The 23,764-nt window shown below is 39.1% G+C and carries 17 protein-coding genes; 8 read left to right on the plus strand and 9 right to left on the minus strand.

Annotated elements, in window-relative coordinates; translation table 11 throughout:
- The first annotated feature begins 37 nt into the window (after positions 1 to 37).
- Positions 38 to 1,009 carry a hypothetical protein gene (locus M0R21_03055; GenBank protein ID MCK9616793.1) on the plus strand — a complete coding sequence of 324 codons (972 nt, stop codon included), beginning with the start codon at positions 38 to 40 and terminating at the stop codon, positions 1,007 to 1,009.
- A gap of 307 nt (positions 1,010 to 1,316) precedes the next feature.
- Positions 1,317 to 5,918 carry a C25 family cysteine peptidase gene (locus tag M0R21_03060; protein ID MCK9616794.1) on the plus strand — a complete coding sequence of 1,534 codons (4,602 nt, stop codon included), beginning with the start codon at positions 1,317 to 1,319 and terminating at the stop codon, positions 5,916 to 5,918.
- 649 nt (positions 5,919 to 6,567) lie between these two features.
- On the opposite strand, the gene M0R21_03065 is transcribed toward M0R21_03060, so the two are convergent.
- The gene (locus M0R21_03065; protein MCK9616795.1) at positions 6,568 to 7,722 is read right to left on the minus strand and encodes a hypothetical protein; all 1,155 of its coding nucleotides are present in this window, start codon (positions 7,720 to 7,722) and stop codon (positions 6,568 to 6,570) included.
- A 14-nt stretch (positions 7,723 to 7,736) separates the two neighbouring features.
- A complete protein-coding gene (locus M0R21_03070) occupies positions 7,737 to 8,222 on the minus strand; it encodes an RNA polymerase sigma factor (protein ID MCK9616796.1) in 486 nt (161 codons plus the stop codon).
- Between the two features lie 332 nt (positions 8,223 to 8,554).
- Between M0R21_03070 and M0R21_03075 the strand changes: the two genes are divergently transcribed.
- Positions 8,555 to 9,520, plus strand: coding sequence for a proline iminopeptidase-family hydrolase (locus M0R21_03075; protein ID MCK9616797.1), 966 nt, complete (start codon positions 8,555 to 8,557; stop codon positions 9,518 to 9,520).
- 36 nt (positions 9,521 to 9,556) lie between these two features.
- Entirely contained in the window at positions 9,557 to 9,817 is a 261-nt protein-coding gene (locus M0R21_03080; GenBank protein ID MCK9616798.1) for a hypothetical protein, read from the plus strand.
- 5 nt (positions 9,818 to 9,822) lie between these two features.
- On the opposite strand, the gene M0R21_03085 is transcribed toward M0R21_03080, so the two are convergent.
- Together M0R21_03085 and gpmA are read right to left on the minus strand one after the other, a co-directional pair.
- Positions 9,823 to 10,317 (minus strand): HAMP domain-containing histidine kinase, encoded by a 495-nt coding sequence (locus M0R21_03085; GenBank protein MCK9616799.1) that lies wholly within the window; start codon positions 10,315 to 10,317, stop codon positions 9,823 to 9,825.
- 754 nt (positions 10,318 to 11,071) lie between these two features.
- Positions 11,072 to 11,821, minus strand: coding sequence for a 2,3-diphosphoglycerate-dependent phosphoglycerate mutase (gpmA, locus tag M0R21_03090; protein ID MCK9616800.1), 750 nt, complete (start codon positions 11,819 to 11,821; stop codon positions 11,072 to 11,074).
- Between the two features lie 192 nt (positions 11,822 to 12,013).
- Between gpmA and M0R21_03095 the strand changes: the two genes are divergently transcribed.
- A complete protein-coding gene (locus M0R21_03095; GenBank protein MCK9616801.1) occupies positions 12,014 to 12,637 on the plus strand; it encodes a polysaccharide deacetylase family protein in 624 nt (207 codons plus the stop codon).
- 53 nt (positions 12,638 to 12,690) lie between these two features.
- Positions 12,691 to 14,376, plus strand: a complete 1,686-nt coding sequence (locus M0R21_03100) for an Ig-like domain-containing protein (protein MCK9616802.1) — start codon at positions 12,691 to 12,693, stop codon at positions 14,374 to 14,376.
- Between the two features lies 1 nt (position 14,377).
- On the opposite strand, the gene M0R21_03105 is transcribed toward M0R21_03100, so the two are convergent.
- The 4 genes from M0R21_03105 to M0R21_03120 all read right to left on the minus strand — a co-directional run bounded on the left by M0R21_03105 (position 14,378) and on the right by M0R21_03120 (position 18,930).
- The gene (locus tag M0R21_03105) at positions 14,378 to 14,677 is read right to left on the minus strand and encodes a metalloregulator ArsR/SmtB family transcription factor (GenBank protein ID MCK9616803.1); all 300 of its coding nucleotides are present in this window, start codon (positions 14,675 to 14,677) and stop codon (positions 14,378 to 14,380) included.
- Positions 14,678 to 14,972: 295 nt separating this feature from the next.
- The gene (ade, locus tag M0R21_03110; protein MCK9616804.1) at positions 14,973 to 16,610 is read right to left on the minus strand and encodes an adenine deaminase; all 1,638 of its coding nucleotides are present in this window, start codon (positions 16,608 to 16,610) and stop codon (positions 14,973 to 14,975) included.
- Positions 16,611 to 16,621: 11 nt separating this feature from the next.
- A complete protein-coding gene (locus M0R21_03115) occupies positions 16,622 to 17,635 on the minus strand; it encodes an MlaD family protein (GenBank protein MCK9616805.1) in 1,014 nt (337 codons plus the stop codon).
- Positions 17,636 to 17,643: 8 nt separating this feature from the next.
- Positions 17,644 to 18,930 (minus strand): N-acetylmuramoyl-L-alanine amidase, encoded by a 1,287-nt coding sequence (locus M0R21_03120; GenBank protein MCK9616806.1) that lies wholly within the window; start codon positions 18,928 to 18,930, stop codon positions 17,644 to 17,646.
- 277 nt (positions 18,931 to 19,207) lie between these two features.
- On the opposite strand from M0R21_03120, the gene M0R21_03125 reads away from it, so the two are divergent.
- The gene (locus M0R21_03125) at positions 19,208 to 21,859 is read left to right on the plus strand and encodes an LPS-assembly protein LptD (protein MCK9616807.1); all 2,652 of its coding nucleotides are present in this window, start codon (positions 19,208 to 19,210) and stop codon (positions 21,857 to 21,859) included.
- Between the two features lie 110 nt (positions 21,860 to 21,969).
- Positions 21,970 to 22,347 carry a RidA family protein gene (locus M0R21_03130; GenBank protein ID MCK9616808.1) on the plus strand — a complete coding sequence of 126 codons (378 nt, stop codon included), beginning with the start codon at positions 21,970 to 21,972 and terminating at the stop codon, positions 22,345 to 22,347.
- 54 nt (positions 22,348 to 22,401) lie between these two features.
- Here the strand turns inward: M0R21_03130 and M0R21_03135 are convergent, their stop codons facing one another.
- Complete coding sequence (locus M0R21_03135) at positions 22,402 to 23,673, minus strand: aspartate kinase (protein ID MCK9616809.1); 1,272 nt, start codon at positions 23,671 to 23,673, stop codon at positions 22,402 to 22,404.
- Positions 23,674 to 23,764: the final 91 nt, after the last annotated feature.

Here is a 23,764-nt window from a genome sequence, read left to right on the forward strand (position 1 = left end):
AAAAATAATTGTACATTTGGTGAATAAAAATAAAACAATGGCAAAGCAAGGGTTTTATCATCTATTTTTTATATTTGGATTGTTTTTTTTACTGTCTTCCTGCGAGGACGACGATAACAACACATCTCTCAATTCGGAAGAATGGACAACCTACACGACTACTAATGGATTAATAAGTAACGAAATACATTCCATAGCAATTGACAGCAACCAGGTAGTATGGTTTGGAACCGAGTACGGGGTATCGGCTTTTGACGGAATAACCTGGACTCCCTATACCATGGCACAGGGATTGGCATATCATAATGTAAACGCGATTGTTGTGGATTCTGATAATAACAAATGGTTTGGAACAGGCGACGGTTTATCAAGATTCGACGGCAGCAACTGGAAAACCTATAATACCGTTGATGGTTTGATTGATAATTATATCAACTGCCTTTCGTTTGATAATTTCGGGAATTTATGGATTGGCACCCCACACGGACTGTCAAAATTTGACGGATTGCATTTTACCAATATCGTAAAACAAGCGGATACCACACTGGTAAACAACAAAGTGCTTTCTATCGCCGTTGACAATAACAATATAAAATGGATTGGTACTGAATATGGTACTTCTTTTTACGACGATGTACATTGGATATCATATATTCATCAAAACCCCCTCGAAAATTATATTCTTTCATTAGCAATAGATGTAAATAATAATCCTTGGTTTGGGACATTAAACGGCGTAAACAAATGTGATATAAATGTATGGACTAACTACAACTACGAAAACGGTCTTTCTGAAAACCATGTTTATGCCCTTACATTTGATAAAAAAGGATATATATGGATGGGTACACTGTTAGGATTAACACGTTTCGACGGAATTAATTTTAAAGTATATACCCGAAAAGAGGGTCTTGCAGAAAATTGGATTACAGCCATAGCAACAGATAAAAATGACGACTTATGGATAGGCACAGCTTCGGGTGGGGTGTCGAAATTGCATTTTAAGTAGCATTTACTCCGACAAGCGTATTTTTTACCTGTTTTTAATATTAAACTTCAGGCTTTTCCCAATGAGTCTATGAAAATGACATACGAAATTTTTCAGGTAAAGTTTTTTCCATAAAAAAACATATTCATTGTTTGTAATTCAACTTTTTGTATATATTTGCCAGGGTTTATCTTGTGTTTCTTTTATACAAGAAAAAGGGATTGAAAAAATATTAAAAATTTCACATCTCGACATTTTAAACTGAATACCAAGAAGAACGAAATCAAATTAACCATTATATAATTATTAATCAATTAAATATGTACAAATGAAAAAATCTACCTTTTTCTATCTGCTTATATTGCTGCTGTCGTTCAGTTCGTTTCTGATGGCACAACGCAATGTAACCACTTACTCCGACAGTTGGGGCAAACAGGGATTTTCGCTGCTAAGCCAGGAAAAAACGGGGGTAGCGGTAAGCTATTCGGTAACAGAATTTGCATTAAACGGCACCACTATTGACGGTCAGCCAATGCAAAACATCGAGCTCAAGGGACATTTTTTGCAAAACAATGCCGGCGCACCCAATATTCCGGGAAATGGTCGGTATATTGCAATGCCCCAGGGAGCAACACCCCAGTTAAAAATAATTTCGAGCCGGACTGAAATTTTCCAAAACGTGGAAATAGCCCCTGCACCCGTCCCGCAAAAGGATAACGACCGCAGCCCTGCCCGCTTCGAAAAGGATGCCAAAATTTATTCAACAAACGCATTCTATCCTGCTCAGCCAATTCAGATTTCTGCCCCCAAAAAAATACGCGGAGTTGATGTTGTGATGCTGGGTATCACACCTTTTCAGTACAATCCAATAACCAAGGAATTGATAGTTTACCGCGACATCAAAGTTGAAGTAAGCTTTAAAGGTGGTAACGGACATTTTGGCCAGGATCGTCTCCGCAGCTACTGGTGGGACCCCATTCTGAGTGATGCACTGATGAATTACTCATCTTTGCCCAAAATGAATTATAATAAACACTCAGCCAAGGAAACCGGATGGGAATACCTGATTATCCGACCCAATGGAGAAGAATATGCACAGTGGGCTGACTCTCTAAAGAAATTTCGTACACTACAGGGTATTACCACTGGCGTTGTTTCTCTCGACGAAATCGGAGGAACCACTGCCACAGTAATCGAAAACTACATTAACAATGCTTACAACACCTGGGAAGTTCCGCCTGCAGCAGTTCTGATTTTAGGCGACCATGGCAACGATGCTTCCAAAAATGTTTTGGCTCCGATAACAACAGAACAAGGTGAAACCTTCGTGTGCGACAACATTTATGCTGACGTGGATGGCGACGAACTACCCGAAATGGTTTTTGCCCGTATTACGGCAAACAACGCAGAACAATTGGAAACTATGGTTACCAAAGTTCTTAACTACGAAAAAGCCCCTCCAACCAATCCCGATTTCTATCAGCATCCTATTACTGCCCTGGGCTGGCAAACCGAACGCTGGTTTCAGATTTGCTCAGAAACAGTAGGTGGTTATTTCAAATATGTTCTTGGAAAAGACCCTGTTCGTATCAATGCCGTATATGGTGGAAATCCTAATACCGACCCGTGGTCAACTAACGAAAACACCAGTATGGTTATAAACTACTTTGGTCCTAACGGATTAGGGTATATCCCTGCTACTCCATCAGAACTTGGTGGCTGGACAGGCGGTAATGCCACCATGGTTAACAATGCAATAAACAGCGGCGCATTTATTCTGCAACACCGTGACCATGGATACGAAGACGGATGGGGTGAACCTGATTACAGTACAACTAACATCAGTGGATTAACCAATACAGATCTTACCTTTGTGATGTCAATCAACTGCCTTACTGGTAAATATGATTATTCTTCCGAATGCTTCGGCGAAGCATTCCACCATTACAAATACAACGGACAAAACTCAGGTGCTTTAGGCTTCATTGCTCCTTCCGAAGTTTCTTATTCTTTTGTAAATGATACTTATGTTTGGGGTATTTACGACAATATGTGGACCGATTTCATGCCCGACTACGGAACTGCTATCGAATCGCGCGGACTATTACCCGCCTTTGGAATGGCAGCCGGAAAATTCTTCCTAGAAGAATCGAACTGGCCTAGCATACCCGAGTATAAAACCATTACCCAACGTCTTTTCCACATGCACGGCGATGCTTTCCTTCGCCTGTATTCCGAAGTTCCACAAAGCCTCACTGTACTTCACAATCCTATTTTATATGCCGGAGTTACTTCTTTCGATGTTACTGCCGATGAAGGTGCTTTTATTGCCCTTACGGTTAATGGTGAAATAATTGGTACCGGAGTTTCCCAGGGCGGACCAGTAGCTATAAACATCCCCGGACAATTACCTCCCAACCAGATGCTGGTTACTGTTACTAAACAAAATTATTATCGCTATACAGCTCTTGTTGATATTGTTCCCCCAAGCGGACCTTATGTTGTAAGAGATTCTTATACCCTGAACGACGAAAATGGCAACAACAACGGTCTTGCCGACTTTGGCGAAAACCCAATGATTAGCCTTTCAGTGAAAAATGTTGGTGTCGAACAAGCAGAAAACGTTAACTTAACCATTAGCACCGAAGATATTTATGCTACTATTACCGATGCAACAGAAAATTATGGAAACATTCCTGCCAACGAAATTGTAAGCGTTGAAAATGGCTTTGCCATCAGCATTTCCGATACCGTTCCCGACCAGCATAATATACTTTTCAAAGTAACAGCTACCGATGGTACCAACACATGGGAAAGCTATTTCAGCGTGAAGGCTTATGCCCCGATAATTACTACCGGAAGAGTGATAGTTGAAGAACAAGCCGGAAATGGAAATGGTCGCCTCGACCCAGGCGAAAATGCCAATATCATTGTGAAAAATAACAACAAAGGTCATAGCGATATCTACAACCTGACTGCTTCATTATTCAGTTCAAGCCCCTTCATTACTGTTAATTCAGCCGAATATTCAATTGATACCCTCGCTGCTTTAGGCGAAATAGGTGCAATTTTCAATGTTACCGTTAGCAGTGGTGCTCCCCTTGGAACCGTTGCCCCATTCAACTACAACATTGTTTCAGGTAATTACAATGCTCATAAAGATTTTGCCTTAACAATAGGTTTGATCCTCGAAGATTGGGAAAGTGGTGGAATGACCGGATTCAACTGGGCTACCAGCGGCGATGCCGAATGGGCTGTTTCTGACGAAACTCCTTACGAAGGAACATTTTGCGCAAAATCAGGCGACATCAGCGACTACCAATCAACCATAATAACTCTTGACTATAACGTTATGGCTGATGATAGCATTTCATTCTTCTGTAAGGTTTCTTCTGAAGAAGATTACGATTATCTTAAATTTTATCTTGACGGAGCTGTTATTAATCAATGGTCAGGCGAAGTTGACTGGACAAGAGTTGTATATCCGGTTACTGCCGGGCAGCATACTTTCAAGTGGGAATATATGAAAGACGTTTCACAATCAAATGGAACTGATGCCGCATATCTTGATTTCATCGTATTGCCTCCTATGCTTGTTACTACCGCTTTTGCCGGTTTGGATGCCTCTGTCTGCGAAGGAAGCACCTACCAACCTCAGGGAAGCGCCACTAACTTTACTTCAGTACTTTGGACTACATCCGGAACCGGTACCTTTGACGATGCAAGTCTTTTGAACCCGGTTTATACACCAAGCCCTGAAGACATAGTCGCCGGTTCGGTAGTACTGACAATAACTGCTTACGAACCCGTTAAAGCCGATGCCTCTGACAACATGACTTTGTTTATCAACAAATCTGCTGTTGCTTTCGCCGGTAACAACCTCGCTGTTTGTGCTGGTGCTACTGTAAGTCTTTCAGAAGCTACCGCCCAAAATTATTCAGCAATAAACTGGACTACCACTGGCACAGGTACTTTCGACGATGCTACCCTGATTAACCCAGTTTACACTCCCAGTCCCGAAGACATTGCCGCCGGAACGGTAACACTTACCCTTACCGCTGTCGCTAATGCTCCCTGCCTTGATGTAAGCGGAGAATTGGCAATAACTATTTATCCTTTACCCACTGCCGAACTTTCGGGCAGCGGCGAAATTTGCCCGGGCAATACTTTTGATTTGACCATTCAACTCACCGGAGCAGCCCCGTGGCAGGTTCTTACACTTGATTCACAATCACTGACCATTGAAACCTCGCCCTACACCTGGACTGTTCAGCCAAATGAAACCACTTCTTACGGACTCTTTTCGGTGAGCGATGCCAATAACTGCCAGAACTCAGCAACAGGCTTGGGAGAAGTTACTATTAAACCTTTGCCCGAAATTCCTTCGATGCCGGTTGCCGTTGGTAACATTGATTCACTGGATTTGGTTTACACCACCTCCCTCGATTTTTCTATCACCGAAGTACCTAACACTCTAAGCTATGTTTGGATGCTCGAACCCTCCAACGCAGGAACAATAGCCGAACAGGACTTAACTGCTACCGTAACCTGGAACCAGGATTTCCGTGGCACTGCTTTGGTAAGTGTTAAAACGGTAAACGACTGCGGCGAAAGTGCTTTCTCTGACGCCAAAGAAGTAAAAATCTATTCTACTATAGGTATTGATGAACCACAGGCTAAATTCAGTCTTAAAGTTTATCCAAATCCCAACAATGGTAATTTCAAACTGGATATTTCTCCTGTTAAACCCGAAGTTGTGAACATTAAACTGATGAACATTACCGGAAACATGGTTTACTCCGAAAATAATGTTGCCATTCAAAGCGGTTATTCACAAAATCTCAACCTTAATCATCTTAACAAAGGTATTTATACCCTGATTATTGAAGGAAAAGGTATTTACAACGTAACAAAGGTGGTGATAAAATAAAACTTACCTTTTTACCTTTTAAAAAAACCCGGTTTCTGATGCCGGGTTTTTTTTATTTGCAGAAAAAGCATACTAAGCCGTGATTCGTATTCCGAAACAGGAATGCATTGTTTCGCTCATCATCTAACATTGATCGAAACCATTTCTCTGCCAGATGGGGGCTTCTGTTTTCCAGATGATAAGATATCATTTTTAAGTATGAAATTATTGTTTCTATGTACTTGGAGGCGCTTAGTTACAAGCTTTGCACTACATAAAGAAGCCAGAATCGGAAAAAAATTACCTTGGGGTTTACATAGCAATCTGCAATAAAAAACGAATACTATTAAAGGATTTACCGTTAAACTTTACTGAAAATAAGCTTAGGCTGTGTGCATATCTGAAAATGAATCTCGCCACAAAAGACATTGCGAAAATAATGAATATAAATTTAAACTACTGTTCACTAAAAGTGTTGAAATAAACACCCTGAAAAATGTCCATTAGAAACCATCGTCTAAAACTTATCCTGAAAAATGTCTATTACTTCTAAGTTTTGAATAACAATCTACTCATAAACTTATTAACACATTAGCATATTTTCTTTCATCATAGAGTCAGGAGATTGGAGTTATGAGTATATAACTCCTTCTTAATCTAATCTCTGGCTTTAGCGTTGCCGGGTATTGTAAATGCCGATTTCATTGCCTGTAAAGCCGGTAACTATGGTACCGCTTTCGGTATCCTGTTGCTTTTTCAGGTCGAAATTGCTGCCGGTAACGGCATTAAATCCCTTCAGTCCGACATGAGCCACATCCCAAAAAGAAACTTTGTATTCCCCTGAAACATCCTCGGCATCACGTGATGAAAAAAGATTTTTCAAACCCATCCGGGCATATTCAATGGGAGTACGTGCTTTTTTCTGCTCTGCTGCCAGCGACTGATTGAACTGTATGGCTGCTACCAATTGCAGGTCGTAAAATACTGCAGTATAATAATTCCTGTATCCAAAATCATAGTTGAAAGGATTAAGCGGCATATTATTGTTCAGTTCCCGTGCTGTTAAGGCGGGCATAGTTTGCAGTGGAGCTGATTCGGTGCGTTGTATGGCAGCCGCGTTTTCATCATTACCCTGCGAAGACAAAGCCGGCAATACTTCAGATAGAGAAGTCCTGTTTATAATGACTTTTCTTGGTATTTTTCGGATTTTGGTAGCAGGAGTTTTTTTCTGCTGTGCAGATGCCGATGACTTGACTTCCGATTTTTGTTTCATCTCAGCAAGAGAATACTGAGTGGTTACCAGGGGTTTTTCGCGGTTAAGCAGGAAAAACAAACCTGCAAGCAGCAGCAAAGAGGCTGCAAAAGCAGTAGCACGGTACAACTGCCGTTGCGAAAGGCTGAGAATAACAAATTTTTTCAGTTGTTGCTTACGATCGTAAACCAGGTTAGTATCGGGAATAAGGAATGTTTGTGCCAAAAGGTCATATTCTTTCTTCAGCCCGGGATTTTTTTCGATGAAAAGCTTAAGATTTTTCTGTTCGGCAGGGGTTTTCTCTCCTTCGAGCGATGCAATAAAAAATTCCTCGTAGTTGTTTTCGTTAATTGCATCCACAGAAGAAATCACATTTTTTTTTAAGGCATCTTTTGTAGTAAAATGTGCTGTTTCGTCAGGATAAAGCGTAATGGTATCCAGCCCTTCCAATTCAGCTTTCAGTCCGGGGTTATCTTCCATAAAAAACAGCAAACGTTCCACCTCTTTGGGTGAAAGTCTTCCTTCCAGGTAATCGAGGAAGTAAATTTCGTAGTTGCCGCGGTGAATATTCATGGATGTTTTCATTATCAAATTACAAGTTCCGGTTTACGAATATATTCTTTCAGGGCTACCCTGGCGCGATAAATATACACTTTTACCTGCGATTCGCTCAGCCCGGTTATTCTTCCTATTTCTTCGTAGGAATATCCTTCATAGTCTCTCAGCAACAACACGGAACGCTGTACATCGGAAAGTTTTTCCACCGCCAGGTTCAGCACTTCTTTCAAATCGGAATAGCTGTTTTCGATGGTTTCCTTTCCATGGCTTTGTTCTTCGTAAGAGGTGAGCCGGTTTTCCTTTCTCAACATGTCAATCATAGTATGATAAGCCGTTGTAAACAAATATGATTTTGCTTTTTCAAACGACACTTCCTTTACTTTTTCCCACATCCGGGTAAACGATTCCTGTACCACATCCCTGGCGCTTTCTTCATCTCTGATGTTCTTAAGTACAAAGCGGTAAACCCCATCAGAAAACTGGTCCACGCAATGGTTGTACTCAGGTGTTGTCATTTACGCTTGTATAGGTTTCTTTTGGTATTATGACGATAATTCGAGGATAAAGTTACAAAAAAATTCATTTTTATACTTTTTTGCTGAAAGCACATACTTATCAGGAATAATATTTTATTCCCCGGGTTATCAGCATGTTCATTTTTTCTTGTTCAATTTTTTAATAAATCTTTTGAAACGAGTATGTTCGTTAAACACAAACACGGATGAAAATCTCACATGCGAGTTCCATCCGACCTTAATTTAAAATTATTTACGGATGAAAAATAAAAAAAACAGGTTTTGGATTTTTCATTAATTTTGATAGTGTGATCCTCTAAAAATTTCAATTTATGAAGCTATCTGCCCCCGTTTGCTTAAGCATGGTTTTATTAACCGTAGCCTATTCGTATTCACAAAATCCACAGTTGGAAATTACCTTATCAGATGGTAATGTTCGCGAAGGTTTTATAAAAGTAGATGGAGGAAAAGTATGGTTCAGAATTGCCGGAACCGACAAAAAGAGAATTCCTCTTATTTGTGTACACGGAGGACCCGGTGCTCCGCACGACTATATGGAACCCGTTGAAAAACTTAGCGACGAACGTCCTGTGATTTTCTACGATCAATTGGGCTGCGGAAATTCAGAAAGACCGGCAGATACCTCTCTCTGGAATATCAGGCGATTTGTAGAAGAATTTGCAACTGTTTGCAAAGCTTTGCAGTTAAATGAATTTCATATTTTAGCCCAATCATGGGGAACAATGCTGATTGCCGAATACATGCAACGAAAACCACAAGGTGTAAAAAGTATTGTTTTTGGAGGTTCTGCTTTCAGTGCTACCCGTTTCGCACAGGATTGCCGGGCGTACCTGGAGGAATTGCCCGACACACAACAACAGGCTATACAAAAAGCTGAAGCTACCGGCAATTATACTTCACCTGAATACCAGGAAGCCATGAATACTTTCTACAGCCTCCATGTTTGCCGTTTGGAACCTATGCCCTTATGTGTGCAACATACTTTTGAAAAAATGGGGACAGAAGTTTATTTGCACATGTGGGGACCAAGTGAATTTTCTGTAATGGGAACTTTAAAACAGTTTGATATAATAAACAAATTAAAAAACATCACAGTACCTGTATTGCTCGCCTGTGGCGAATTTGATGAAGCCACCCCCGAAGCCACCCGTTTCTATCAGCAAAATATTCCAAACTCCGAAATGGTAGTTTTCAAGGATGCCTCACATATGCACCACATAGAAAAAGAAGACGAATTTTTGAAAATATTACGTGATTTCCTTCACAAAAATGAATAATATTTTTTACTTTTGAAAAGATAAAATAAAAACGGTATGCATACTTCTCTCTACGAATCTGGTAATATAAAATGCGATGATTTTATCCGCCATGGCGAAGATTTTTTGAAAATAGAACTGTACAGTAATGCTAAGGAATGTTTTCTGAAAGCACTTACTTATTGTCCTGACGACTTGTATGTAAAGGAAAAAATTGTTTTTTGCAGAAACAGTCTGAAAAAAGACACCCTGCGTATTTGCATTGTTGTACCTGTTGTAGTAGCCATAGCTACCTTTTTAATATTATGGCTTAGGTAACAGAACTACGCCTTAGTTACGGGAAGGGATGTGCCCTGGTTGATTTGGCTTTCTACCCAAATTTCGCCGTTATTTTTCCCGATAAATTCTTTACATAGCAACAAACCCAATCCCGTTCCCTTTTCGTTAGATGTGCCTGGTGTGGAAATTTTTTCATCGAGACGGAATAATTTTTTTTGGTTCTCGTTACTGATGCCTACTCCGTTATCGGAAATACACACCATCACTTTCCCGTCAATTTCCATGGTAATTTTTTGGTTTTTCTTTTGAAACAAAGAAGCCAGAATAGAAATTAATTGGGCAGAAATTTCCGACAGATTTGTATTTTGGGGCTTTGCCTGCATTTTTCTCATGTTTGCACGAGCCCAGTTCAGGTTCAGGATACTTTCGAGCGATTTATCAATCTGGTTGCCAGCATGGGCAATCTGTTCAATAAACTCATCTTTTTCCGCCGAAGAATAATCCCCGGCATTTGAAATCAGCAATTCGCTATATCCGATGATGATATTTAGGGGGTTCTTTAAATCGTGGGCAATAGTGGAAAAAAATTTGTCTTTTGTGAGATTGGCTTCTCTGAGTTGATTGGCTTATAGCTGAATTTGGTGGTTCTTTTCTTCGAGATATTTTTTTGCCTTCTTTTGCCGCTGCCTTGAGCTATAAACGGTAATGATTAAAAGCACAAAGAAAATCAGTAACTGTTGCCGTTTAATGGTGGTTGCCTTTAGCTGGTTTTCCATTTTAAGCTTTTGGTTTTCCTGCTCTTTCCGAACAAGGTTAAAGCGGGCTTCCGTTTCGGATAATCTGCTTTCCTGTAAAAGCCATTCGGCTTCAACGCACTCTTATTTTGATAACTTTCTATCAAGCCCCTGTTATACTGTATTTCCTTAGATGCTTTAATTGCCTGTTCGGTATAACTAAAACCTGAAGTCATATCAGAATACTTTAGCTGTCAGCTCAGTGTATTTATCAAATCAATTTTTTGTTTTCCTTCTGCTTTTGCAAGAAGTTGTTTAAGGCTATCTATATTTAGTACTTCCTGGACGGTAATTTTCTCTGTTAAAAGGGAAAAGAAGAAAATGAGAAACAAGTATTTGAAATGTACAAATGGGTATTTAAACAAAGTAAAATTCATAAGCGCAAACGCTAAAGAAAATATGATATAATCCTTAATATAGGGAGAAATTTTTATTAAACAAGTTATTTTTAATCAGAAAAAACATTTTAATAAAAAAGCTGCATCATTGCAGCTCTTTTTTATTTTTTGGCTTTTCCCTGGTTGGCTACCGCCTCCATCATTTTCTTTATTTCTTCGGGGTCGCCGAGAAAATAATCTTGTAGTAATTTCATATTATTGTCAAATTCAAAAATATAAGGAATACCTGTTGGAAGGTTAAGGGCTATAATTTCCTGATCGCCTACATTTTTCAAGTATTTTACAATGCCCCTAAGACTGTTTCCATGAGCGGCAACTATAACTTCATTTTTTTGTACCAGGGTAGGCTGCATTTCGGTTTCCCAATACGGAACTATACGTGCCACAGTGTCTTTCAGTGCTTCCGTAGCAGGTTGCTCGGCAGGAGATAAATCTTTGTACCTAGGATCGAATCGTGGGTGACGGGAATCATTTTCCGAAAGGGGAGCCGGAGGAATATTGTAGCTACGCCTCCAGATATGCACCTGTTCTTCACCATATTTTTCGGCGGTTTCGGCTTTGTTTAATCCCTGCAGGTTGCCATAATGTTTTTCATTAAGTCTCCAGCTATTTTTTACCGGTATCCACATTTGGTCCATTTCTTCCAGAACTAACCATAAGGTTTTGATAGCCCTTTTAAGGTAGGAAGTATAAGCTACTTCAAAATGAAAGCCATTTTCTTTTAATAGCTTCCCTGCTTTCTTGGCTTCGACAATCCCTGTTTCTGACAAGGGGACATCGGTCCATCCCGTAAAACGGTTTTCCTTATTCCACTGGCTTTCGCCATGCCTTATTAACACTAATTTCTTCATCTGTTATTAATTTTATAATTTATTGGTCAGATGCCTGCCTGCCGGTAGGCAAAGAATATTCATAAATATCATTTTTAATTTGTATGAAAATTTTTAATCCATTCGAATAACTTGTCCTGACTAATTTTTTTACAAAAATACATCAAATTTACCTTCACTGTTTTTATGTACTTTCGCTAAATGAAAATCCGGATGCTGTTTACAAAAGTTCCTTCGGTGGTTCGTTGGTTAAGTCCTTCGGCTATTTTTTGGAAAATTCCTGTAAAAGAGAAAATTGTATTCCTCACTTTTGATGATGGACCCATCCCTGAGGCTACTCCGGAGGTATTGGAAATTCTGGAACAAAAAAATGTAAACGCTACTTTTTTTTGTGTGGGTGATAATGTGAAAAAATATCCTCAAATTTTTGCTCTGGTAAAAGAAAAAGGTCATGATATTGGCAATCACACATTTAATCACATCAAAGGATTTCGAACACCCGATGAAAACTACTTTACCAACATAGCAATGTGCGATGAACAGGTACAAAGCAAGTATTTCCGCCCCCCCTATGGTCAAATCCGGCCGAGGCAGATAAAATATTTGTCGAAAAGTTATTCCATCATAATGTGGACGGCATTCAGCGGAGATTTTGATCCATCGCTATCTGTGAAACGATGTATTAAAAATATTATAACCGCCGCACGCCCCGGAGCCATTTTTGTTTTCCACGACAGCCTGAAAGCCCGCGAAAAGATGCTGCCAGCGTTGAGTGAAGTAATTGATATTTTGAAAGAAAAAGGGTACTCCTTCGGTCTGCTTTCCGATTTTATCTGAACGGTAACTATGAAGCTTATTTTTTGCAAATTTGTAACGTCAAATTTCACAACTTGAAAAGAAGTCCGTTTTTACTATTTGCCTGGCTGTTTGGGCTTATCCTTATGGCTGGCTGCGCTACCATAGTTGCTCCCTCAGGAGGAGAAAAGGATGTTTCTCCTCCGAAAATAAAAGCAATGCACCCTAATGACCGTAGCACCGGGTTTTCTGCCAAACGCATTCAAATTACCTTTAATGAATTCGTACAACTTAAAGATGTCAACACCAGTTTTCTTTCCTCACCTCCTTTTGAAAATCAGCCTGACATTCTGATAAAAGGGAAGTCATTGGTTATATCTCTGAATGATACGTTGAAACCCAATACAACCTACAGACTGTTTTTCGGTAATGCCGTACAGGATCTCACAGAAAATAACCCACTCAGTAACTTGACCTATACTTTTTCCACAGGCAAATATCTTGATTCGCTTCGCATGAAAGGCTTGGTTGTCAATGCATTTACAACTAAACCTAAAAAAGAGATACTTGTATTTTTATACAAAAGCTCCGGCGATTCCGTAGTGTATAAAGAAAAACCTTATTATGTTGCAAAAACAAACGAAAACGGCAGTTTTGAATTTGAAAATATTGCCGCGGGATTATATAATATTGTTGCCCTAAAAGATGCGAACAATAATTTTCTTTGTGATGGAATAGCAGAAGACATAGGATTTGCCCCGCAAAAAATTACGCTGGATACTTCTGTTATGCAAACAGATACCCTTACGCACGACACATTGCAAAAAGTCAAGATGTTAAACATTGGCACTTTACAGCTTTTCAAACAAGCTGATTCGACGCAAAAAATACTCAAAGCCTCTGTAACCCGCCATGGTCAGCTTACTTTCTGTTTCTCAAATCCTGTTAAAAACCTCGAAATATTGCCACTTAAAGAAGATTCTTCTTTCCTGACCTGTATCCGCGAAATAAATCCGGGCAAGGATACCATCGTATTTTGGCTTCCAAAAATCATAAACGATTCCGCCAGATTTTGTGTTGCCGATAATGGAAAAATACTTGATACACTGAATATTTCGTTAAAGATGCAAGTGAGAACCCGAAAAGGCAAAAGCGAAGCTATCGAAAAACCTAACGCTCTTACCGTTGAACTTTTGCTAAATAATGGCACTTTTTATGAACGCAGAATCCCTCTCAGCCTTGTTTTTTCACAGCCGCTTTTGCAATACAATTGGGAGAAATGTAAATTGGTGGAGGAAAAAGACACCCTACCTATTCAGATAGAGTTTACGGATGCAGTACACCGAAAAGCCCATGTTTTGCATAAATGGAAAGAAAATACGCAATATCAACTGATTGTACCTGAGGATGCAGTGGAAGATATTTTTCATCAAAAAAACGACAGTATTCTTTTCCCATTCAAGACAAGGTTATTATCGGAATATGGAAGTCTGCTTATGAATATAAAACTTAAACCGGGTACAGGGAATCTTATTGTACAATTGCTGAACGAAAAAGATAAAGTTATTGAACAACATATGATTAATGGAGATACACCGATTAAATTTGAATTTCTGCCACCCGGTAAATACCAGATAAAAGCTGTGTACGACTCCAATAAAAACAGAAAATGGGATACTGGAAACTATATTAAAAAAATACAACCGGAAAAGGTTGTATTATACAATAAATTACTGGAGATAAGAGCAAATTGGGATATTGTGGAAAACTGGGATTTATAGTTTATCGTTCGCCACAACGGTTAATACAATGAATTATTTCGGTAAGTGATTCACTTTTAAGCGAATAATATATTTGCTTTCCTTCACGCCGTGAAACCAGAACACCCTTATTCTTTAAAATATTCAGATGGTGAGAGGCTGTAGCCTGCTCTATTTTCAGTTTCTGATAAATTTCTGTAACATTTAGTTTTCCATTGGTATCAAGCATTTCTATAATTGCCACCCGCATAGGATGTGCCATCGCCCTGAGTTTACTTGCTGCGTTTTCTAACTTATTTACGTCTAATAAAAATTTCTTCATTCCCGATATTTTTTTGCAAAAGTAAAGATAATTATAAATTATTCATATAACATTTTCTGAATAATTACCATGAATGTGTTGTTTTTTTTATTTTCTATGCGTTACAAAGATGAAAAAAATATATATACAAAACAATTAATTTAATAATTAAATGAATGTCAAACAATTACAATCAAAACTAATATATCTAATAATCAGATACTTTTATAAAAATTCATCCATTTTCTTTTGTAACGGTGTTGGGAAATAAACAAAATTTCCGCCAGGAAAGATCAGGATTGCACTAATTTTAACATCATACAAACAAGGAAGTAAATGCAAATTTTTTACTGTCGAACAAACCTTTATCGCTGATTTTCAAATTGGGTATCACTAACAAAGCCATAAATGAAAGGGTCATAAATGGCGAGTTTAATTGACAACCCATCGCTTTCAGCTTTTCGTTAATTTTTTCGTAATTTTCGGCAACTTTGTAACCATCTTCAGTGCTCATCAGTCCTGCAAAAGGAAGGGGTAAAAATGCTTCCTCTCCGTCCTGAACGCAGCATATGCCTCCTTTACTACTTATTATCAACTTAATAGCATGAAGCAATTCTTTATCGGAAGTACCGATAGCAATAATATTATGGCTATCATGGGCAACGGTAGAAGCAAAAGCTCCTTTTTGAAGTTTAAAATTATTGATAAATCCTATTGCGGGTGCAGAAGGCTGGTATCTGTTAATAGCCACTATTTTCAGTATGTCATTTTCCGTATCTGAAACCACATATCCATTTTCAATTTTTGCCTTACAACGTATTTCATCGGTGATAAGCTGTCCCTCAAGGGCTTTTATTACCCTTATGGTTTTGCCCTTAGCCACAACCTGCAAGTCGGAAATAGTTATTTCTTTAGCATTAAAATTATTCAACGGGGTATTTTGTACCGAAGAAAGCAATGTTCTGCCCCCTTCAGCTACTTTTTCACCATTGATAAATGTAGAAAGAATTGTAAAATCATTCAAATTATCAACGATAATACAATCGGCATTATCGCCTGCCTGCAGCAAACCGGAGTCCAAGCCGTAATGCCGTACAGGGTTGAGTGTGCAGGCACGAATACAATCAATGATATTATATCCTTTGTCAATGGCACGTTTTACTAATTGATTGATATGACCTTTCACCAAGTCGTCGGGGTGTTTGTCGTCAGAACAAAACATTACCATTTGGGGATATTGTGCAAGAAGAGGGAGCAGTTCGTCGAAATTTTTTGCCGCACTTCCTTCCCTGATTAAAATTTTAATTCCCTGTTGAATTTTTTCACGAGCTTCTTCAAGGGTAAAGCACTCATGATCGGTACTAACACCTGCTGCCGCATATTTTATGATATCTTTACCGGTAATTCCGGGGGCATGTCCATCAATAACTTTTTCCCTTACTTTAGCTGCCGAGAGTTTTCCGTTTACTTCCGTATCATCGTAGAGTACTCCAGGAAAATTCATCATTTCACTTAAATATTTTATTTCGGGATTATCCAGCAGAGTTTCGGTTTCTTTAATACCCAGTTTTGCACCGGAAGTTTCAAACGGGGTAGCCGGAACACAAGAAGGCGCACCAAAATAAAACCCGAAAGGAGTTGATTTACCGTTTTTTATCATAAATTGTATGCCCTTCATGCCTAAAACATTGGCAATTTCGTGAGGATCGGAAACCGTACCCACCGTACCATGTACTACTGCAAGACGGGCAAACTCTGAGGGTAAAAGCATTGAACTTTCGATATGTACGTGGGCATCAATAAGTCCAGGAAGGATAAAATGGTTTTCGGGCGTATTTTTTTCAGTAACGGAGACTATTTTTCCATTTTTCACTACAAGGGTACCCTTGAAAATTCTCGAGCAAACCACATCAACAATATTTCCCGAAAGGGAAAAAGAAGTATTTTTTTTCATCTGAATTGCAATTATTTATTCGGTTGATAAGGGTATTTATTCGGATTTCTTCCAAAAACCGAAATGGTAACATACCTGTTTGGATTGCGTTTAATATCATCCACAAGTTCCTGGAGTTGGCGGGCGGCTCCGTCAATTTGGTTATAAAGTTTATTGTCGTTAACAAGCAAACCAAGTGTGCCGTCGCCACGGTTTATTTTTTCCATGACCAGTGCAAAATCATTTACGGCTTTATTGGCATTCAATAAAGTGTTAGAAATATTGGATTGCCCCAGCGTATCACTTAATGCTGAAAAATTGCGAATCAAATTGGTTATTTTTTCATTATTAGCCCGCAGGTTGCCCGAAATGGATTCAATATTTGAAAAAATGTTTGCCAAACGATTCCTTTGCGTTCCCACGAGAGTATCAAGATTATAAGTTGTATGTTCCAGATTTGCAAGTGTATTTTTTATGCTTTCAAAACTCTGGGAGAGGTTTTCACGTGTATTTTTATTAAAAATAGCCCTTATTACCGTTACAACGGAATCTACCGACAGCATGAGGTCCTCGGCTTTCTTTTTCAGGGGTTGTACCTGACGGTTAACTTCTTCCGAAAGACTGCCCTGTACTAAAGAAGGAAGAGTATCTCCATTCTGCACCATGAGTGCAGAATTACCCAGTTCAATTGTTATGGCTTTTGAGCCCATCAGGTCGTAGCTATATATTTTTGCTATCGAATTATGAGGTATCGGAATATCGCTTGTAAGTGATAACTTTACAATGATATGAGTTTGGGGTTTATATACAAAAAACACATCCTTTACTATACCCACCTTCACTCCTTTTACAAATACAGGATTGGAAGTTACTAAGCCTTCAACTTTATCGTAAACAGCATAAATTGTGCGGCTTCGTGAAAAAAAATCTTTGCCGTTCAGGAAATTGAACCCCCAAATAAAAAGGGAAACGGTTACCACCAACACTATTCCGATTTTGGTTTCGCGACGAAATTTCAAGTTGCAGTTTTTAAAAAAATTTTTCAAAAATACAACTATTTCCCCAAATTTTTCATTTTTTCAGTAATTGTTACTCTTTCTTCGTTGATAAATGCCACGATAAAAGCATCTTTAAAACCGGTAGCTTTGATTTTTTTCAGCAGGTGGACTGCTTCGGAAAAAGCAGTTTCGTTTCCGGTGGTAAATTTGTACAAACCGTTATGAAAATACATTTTCACATCCTGTAATTTTCCAAATTCAGGTGAAGTAAGAGGCTTTTCGCCGGGCGATGTAGTAAATTGTATCCTGAAATACACTGTTTTATCAGGCGTTTTCCCTTCATTTTTCGCAGACGTCTGTTTTTCGTCTTCTGATACAACCGAAGGGCTGCTTTTTGTATTTTCCACAGGAGTCGGTTTGTTAGGCTCGGTATTTTTTACAACCTGATTTTTTTCTTTAGAGTTTTCTTCCTGCTTTTTATTATTTTTCGGTTCTTTGGTTTCTGTCAAGGGTTTTTCCTTGCTTGCATACAAAATATCCTCTTTTTCTTTATCCAATTTTTTCCTGTAATCGCAAAAGGCATTGTAAATAGATTGGGCAATGGCAGACTGACCTGCAGCATTGGTCAGGTATTCAACATCTTTAGGATTGCTCAAAAAACCGGTTTCGATGAGTACTCCGGGCATGGCAGTTTTGTAAAGCACTAAAAAACCGGCTTGTTTTACACCTCTGTCGTTCATTTTTGTTTTTTCACGAAATTTTTCCTGGAGGCTTGCCGCAAAATCGAGGCTTTGGTCAATATAGACATTCTGAAAAAGAGTAAAAATAATATTCGCTTCGGCAGAATTTGGGTCAAAACCATCGTACTGGTTTGAGTAATCGTTTTCGAAAAGTATGGAAGAATTTTCGGTTTTAGCTACTGTAAGGTTCGCCTGGCTTTTGTGCAATCCCATCACAAAGGTCTCAGTACCATACGCTGAAGAAGATGGGTTTGCATTGCAATGGATAGAAATAAACAGATCCGCTTTTTTTTCGTTTGCAATTTGGGCTCTGCGGTGCAATTCGATAAATTCATCGGTTTTTCTGGTATAAATTACCTCAACATCTTTATAATTTTCTTCTATCAATTTGCCTGCTTTTAATGCAATAGCAAGTGTTATGTCTTTTTCTGCAATTTTTCCCCTAACTGCTCCAGGGTCCTTACCTCCATGTCCGGCATCAATCACTACTTTAAATTCTTTTCCCTTGGCTGAAAAAAGCATTTTCGGGAAGCAACCAAAAAAAAAGAGTAAGAAAAACAGGAAAATACCGTGGGCTATGGGTTGTATTTTTGCAGACTTCATGAATCAGTTTTTGGGTAAATACGGTAACGTTTATATGAGTTTCAACAGCAGTCAAATATACAGTTTTTAGAAATTGACAAAATAATTTATTCATCCGGAAGCATTTTTTCGCACTGAATTTTAAAACATACTGTATATGTGTTAGAAAAAATCAAAATAAAACAGGTTGAACTATCGTTTTTCAATTACATCAGCGGAGTGTTCGATGTCGGTTGCAGAAAAAATAATACTTTTGCATTCGTTTTTTGTCTTATGCTGAACATTAAATACGTCTGATTTGTACAATTTCCAGAATAAAATTTTTTCGTTTGCACATTTTTCACACAACTTTCAGCGTGTTTTGTTTACATTGGTTTTCATTGCCGGTTTTGCAATTGCAGCCGAAGCACAGGATACCCTCCTGCGTGCTTCACCCGATACTTTACGTATTGCCGCCGATACCCTTCTGAAAGACAGTACGGGAGTTAGCAAAAAAAAGGATAAACTCAATGCAAAAGTAGAATACAATGCTATTGACTCCATCTCTTTCGATCTCGATATCCAGAAAGTCTTCCTGTATAAAGAAGCTGAGATAAACTATGAAAAAACCAACCTGAAAGCAGCCTACATCGAAATAAATTTTAAAGAAACTACCGCTTTTGCAAAAGGAGTTACAGATTCTACTGAAAAAGAAACCGGGACACCAGTTTTTAAAGATGGCGATAAAAGCTTTAAATCCAAAATTCTAACATATAATTTTGAAACAAAAAAAGGAATTATTGCCAACGTAATTACCCAAGAAGGGGAAGGTTTTCTGCATGGAGAAACGGTTAAAAAGCTGGAAGACAATACAACCAATGCACACAAGGGCGGTTATACCACCTGCAATCTCGACCATCCCCACTTTGAGTTGCATTATACGAGGGCGAAAGTGATCCCGGACAATAAAATTGTAACAGGACCCATTTATTTGAGCATAGCCGATGTCCCGCTTCCATTAGCACTTCCTTTCGGTTTGTTTCCCAACAAGAAAGGGCGTTCTTCGGGAATTATCATTCCCAGCTACGGTGAAGCTGTGGGTAGAGGTTTTTTCTTTGAAAATGGAGGATATTACTGGGGCATAAGTGACTATATGGATTTGGAGGTCAGAGGGGACATTTATACCCGGGGAAGCTGGGCGGTTAAACCTAAATTCAATTATAAAAAACGCTATAAGTTCAATGGGAACCTTGATTTCGGATATGCCATCAATAAGTTAGGTACCGAAGGTACACCTGATTATAGCAAAAGTAGGGATTTTTATATTCTCTGGTCGCACCGCCAAGACCCAAAGGCACGCCCTAAAAGCAATTTTTCGGCAAATGTAAATATCCAAAGCAATAAGTTTAACCGTTACAATCCGGTTAGTGCTAACAATTATCTTTCGAATACTTTCAATTCAAGCATTTCTTATCAATACACAGAAGCGGGAAAATATTTCTTCACTGCTAACCTTAACCATACGCAAAATACTATTAATAAGACTATTTCTTTATCATTACCTGATATTTCCTTTTCCGTTAACCAGTTTTATCCTTTCCGCAAACAAAAAGCTTCCGGTAAACAACGTTGGTACGAAAATATTTCGATAAATTACCGGATGAATGCCAAAAATGAAGTCAGCACTTACGATTCCCTGCTTTTTAAACAGAAAATGTATGACGATTTTCGTTACGGAATGCAGCATAGCATTCCGATAAGCAGCAGCATTAAAATTTTAAAATATTTTAACCTTACAAATGCTGTCGGCTTTAACGACAAGATGTACGGAAACTACATTCAAAAAACCTGGATAAACGATACCCTGATTCAGAATAACGATACCGTGGTTGGCTATGTAAAAACGGATACAATAAGCGGATTCAGGCAAGCAATAGATTTTAATTTTTCATCTTCCCTTTCTACAAAACTGTACGGAATGCTTCAGTTTAAAAAAGGACCCGTCAGAGCCATCCGCCATGTACTTACTCCCAATGTCGGATTTTCATACCGCCCCGATTTCGGAGCAAAATCATGGGGATATTATAAAGAAGTGCAAAAAGATACAACCGGAAATATCCAACGCTATAGCGTTTTCAGTAATGGCATTTTTGGTTCTCCTCCCGACAAAAAGTCGGGGTCACTGAATTTCAGCCTGAGCAATAACCTTGAAATGAAAGTCCGTTCACGAAAAGACACCGTTACCGGGATGCGAAAAATTGTTCTTATTGAAAACTTTACCATTTCAACATCTTACGATCTTGCCAAGGATTCTATGCGATGGTCAAGAATCAATATGAACGGGCATACACGGCTTTTCAAAAATGTTCAGATACAGTATGGTTCACAATGGGACCCCTATGCACTTGACAGTACCCACACACGAAACATCAATGTCTTTGAATGGGATAAAAATCACCGCTTGCTTCGGCTTGTAAATACTTCATGGAACTTTGGTCTGAACTGGAACATCAGTTCGCAGCAATTCCAGAAAAAAGAAGCCCAGCAACTCCAGGAAAAAGTTCCTCTCAACCCGGAGATTGAGCAAATAATTTCGCAACCCGGCGATTACATCAACTGGAACAATGCCTGGAGTGCTAACATTAATTATACTTTTCGCTACCAAAGCAACTTTAATGCGACTAAAAACGCAATGAAGCATGAGATAATCCAAAGTCTTTCCTTCTCCGGCGACCTGAGCATTACCAGCAAATGGAAATTATCAGTAATGTCGGGATACGACTTCAAAAACAGTAAAATAACTTATACTTCGGTAAACATTATCCGCGACCTGCACTGCTGGGAAATGCGCCTGAACTGGATACCTATAGGCGGTATGAAAAGCTGGAACTTCCAGATCAATGTAAAAGCTTCCGTGTTGCAGGATTTGAAACTCACCAAGAAAAAAGACTTCCGCGATAGGTGGGAGTAATTAATGATTTTATATGAATTTTCAGAAAAACTGCGATTATCCCTTCAGAAAATATCTAAGGATTTTGTAATTTTGACAACCGAAATTTATTTACAATAATGCTTATCCCCATGAAAAACACTATCAATACAGATAAAGCACCGAAAGCTATCGGTCCTTACAGCCAGGCAGTGGAAGCCAACGGAACCCTTTACATCAGCGGACAAATTCCCATCAATCCCGAAACCGGAAAGATTGCAGAAGGTGGTATTAAGGAACAAACCGAACAAGTAATGAAAAACATAGGTGCTATACTCGAAGCTGCCGGTTACACTTATGCCAACGTGGTAAAAAGCACCTGCCTGCTCAGTGATATGGATAACTTTGCCGCCATGAATGAGATTTATGGCAAATATTATCAGTTAAACCCACCTGCACGTGCTGCTTATGGTGTAGTTCGCCTGCCAATGGGCGTGATGGTGGAAATTGAAACTATTGCTGTTAAATAAAAATTTTAATGCTCAGGTAAGCCTATTTCTACCCTTAAAAAAATATTTTAAAACCTAATTCTTCACCACCATCTGTGCCGTAAGTCGGCTGCGCTGTTCCAGCAACACCTTTCGCCCGGCTACCACCCTGTCAATCACTTCCTGGGTATAGTACCGTATGGTAATCAGTTCCAGGTTTTCGTTGAACTTAACGGCAAAGTCTTTTTGCAACTGTTCAATACAAGGATTTATCCTGCGGGCATCATTGTCGGTACATATCGAAAAACTGATGGCTGAATTCTGCATCATGTTAATTCTTATTCCCTGCATAGCAAATAGCCCGAAAATGGTTTTCAGGTTTTGCTCGGCAATAAACGAAAAATCCCTTGCCGAAATGGAGATGAGCACCTGGTTGGGTTTAAAAATGTAAGAAGGTATGCTACGGGAGGCAGCATCCGTTTCGCTGCCGATGGCAGAGCCTTCCTCATCAGGGTGAATAAATGATTTTATCTTTAGTGGGATATTTTTGTTTTGAAGAGGTTGAATGGTTTTGGGATGAATTACACTTGCACCGAAATAAGCCAGTTCGATGGCATCGCGGTACGAAATATGGTCGAGTTTGCGGGTTTTGCTGAAATATTTTGGGTCGGCATTCAGTAGCCCCGGTACATCTTTCCAGATGATCACCTCTTCGGCATCGAGGCACCAGGCAAGAATGGCAGCAGTGTAGTCGGAACCTTCGCGCCCCAGCGTAACATTTTGATTGCGCGGTGAACTTGCAATAAATCCCTGGGTAAGTCCTGTTTTTTTACCCTGATCAAAATAAGGCAATAAAATGTCGGCGGTTGCCTGTTTTGTTTTTATCCAATCAATTTTTCCTTCACGGAAAGTGGAATCCGTTTTGATGAAAGTACGGGCATCGAACAAAGAGGTACTTACGCCGGCTTCGTTCAGATAATGGTAAACGATGCAGGAAGAAATCAGTTCGCCAAAAGGAATGATACGATCGTATTCTGCATCAAAATTGGAAGAAGGTTTGGTAAGTAACAGTTTGTGCAACATTCCAAACAAGTGCAATGCGTCGTCGTAAACCGCATGTTCCTGATATGGAAAAAGCTCATGGATGATCCCAAAATGGTAGTTTTTTAACTCTTCAAAATCAGATTGCCCGGTTACTGCTTTTGAATAATAAGTATTTGCAATCTTTTCCAGGGCATTGGTAGTTTTTCCCATGGCTGAAACCACTATCATCAACGAATCGGAAGGAAACATCTTAATGATATCCGCAACATTCTTAACGGCTTCCGCATTCTTTACCGAGGCACCCCCAAACTTAAATATCTTCATTTGAATGAACCGTTACTACAAACTAAGTTGAATTAATATATTCCTGCAAAAGTAAAAAAAAACGGGCAACCCTTCCGGGAAGCCCACTTCG

The sequence above is a fragment of the Lentimicrobiaceae bacterium genome (assembly GCA_023227965.1).
Taxonomy (GTDB): Bacteria; Bacteroidota; Bacteroidia; order Bacteroidales; family JALOCA01; genus JALOCA01.

Bases quoted from the DNA above. Each gene is read 5' to 3' on its own strand.
- M0R21_03060 (MCK9616794.1), top strand. From the start codon at position 1,317: ATGAAAAAATCTACCTTTTTCTATCTGCTTATATTGCTGCTGTCGTTC.
- M0R21_03105 (MCK9616803.1), bottom strand. From the start codon at position 14,677: ATGAAGAAATTTTTATTAGACGTAAATAAGTTAGAAAACGCAGCAAGT.
- M0R21_03095 (MCK9616801.1), top strand. From the start codon at position 12,014: ATGCTGTTTACAAAAGTTCCTTCGGTGGTTCGTTGGTTAAGTCCTTCG.
- M0R21_03070 (MCK9616796.1), bottom strand. From the start codon at position 8,222: ATGACAACACCTGAGTACAACCATTGCGTGGACCAGTTTTCTGATGGG.
- M0R21_03075 (MCK9616797.1), top strand. From the start codon at position 8,555: ATGAAGCTATCTGCCCCCGTTTGCTTAAGCATGGTTTTATTAACCGTA.
- M0R21_03080 (MCK9616798.1), top strand. From the start codon at position 9,557: ATGCATACTTCTCTCTACGAATCTGGTAATATAAAATGCGATGATTTT.
- M0R21_03065 (MCK9616795.1), bottom strand. From the start codon at position 7,722: ATGAATATTCACCGCGGCAACTACGAAATTTACTTCCTCGATTACCTG.
- M0R21_03135 (MCK9616809.1), bottom strand. From the start codon at position 23,673: ATGAAGATATTTAAGTTTGGGGGTGCCTCGGTAAAGAATGCGGAAGCC.
- ade (MCK9616804.1), bottom strand. From the start codon at position 16,610: ATGAAAAAAAATACTTCTTTTTCCCTTTCGGGAAATATTGTTGATGTG.
- M0R21_03120 (MCK9616806.1), bottom strand. From the start codon at position 18,930: ATGAAGTCTGCAAAAATACAACCCATAGCCCACGGTATTTTCCTGTTT.
- gpmA (MCK9616800.1), bottom strand. From the start codon at position 11,821: ATGAAGAAATTAGTGTTAATAAGGCATGGCGAAAGCCAGTGGAATAAG.
- M0R21_03130 (MCK9616808.1), top strand. From the start codon at position 21,970: ATGAAAAACACTATCAATACAGATAAAGCACCGAAAGCTATCGGTCCT.
- M0R21_03055 (MCK9616793.1), top strand. From the start codon at position 38: ATGGCAAAGCAAGGGTTTTATCATCTATTTTTTATATTTGGATTGTTT.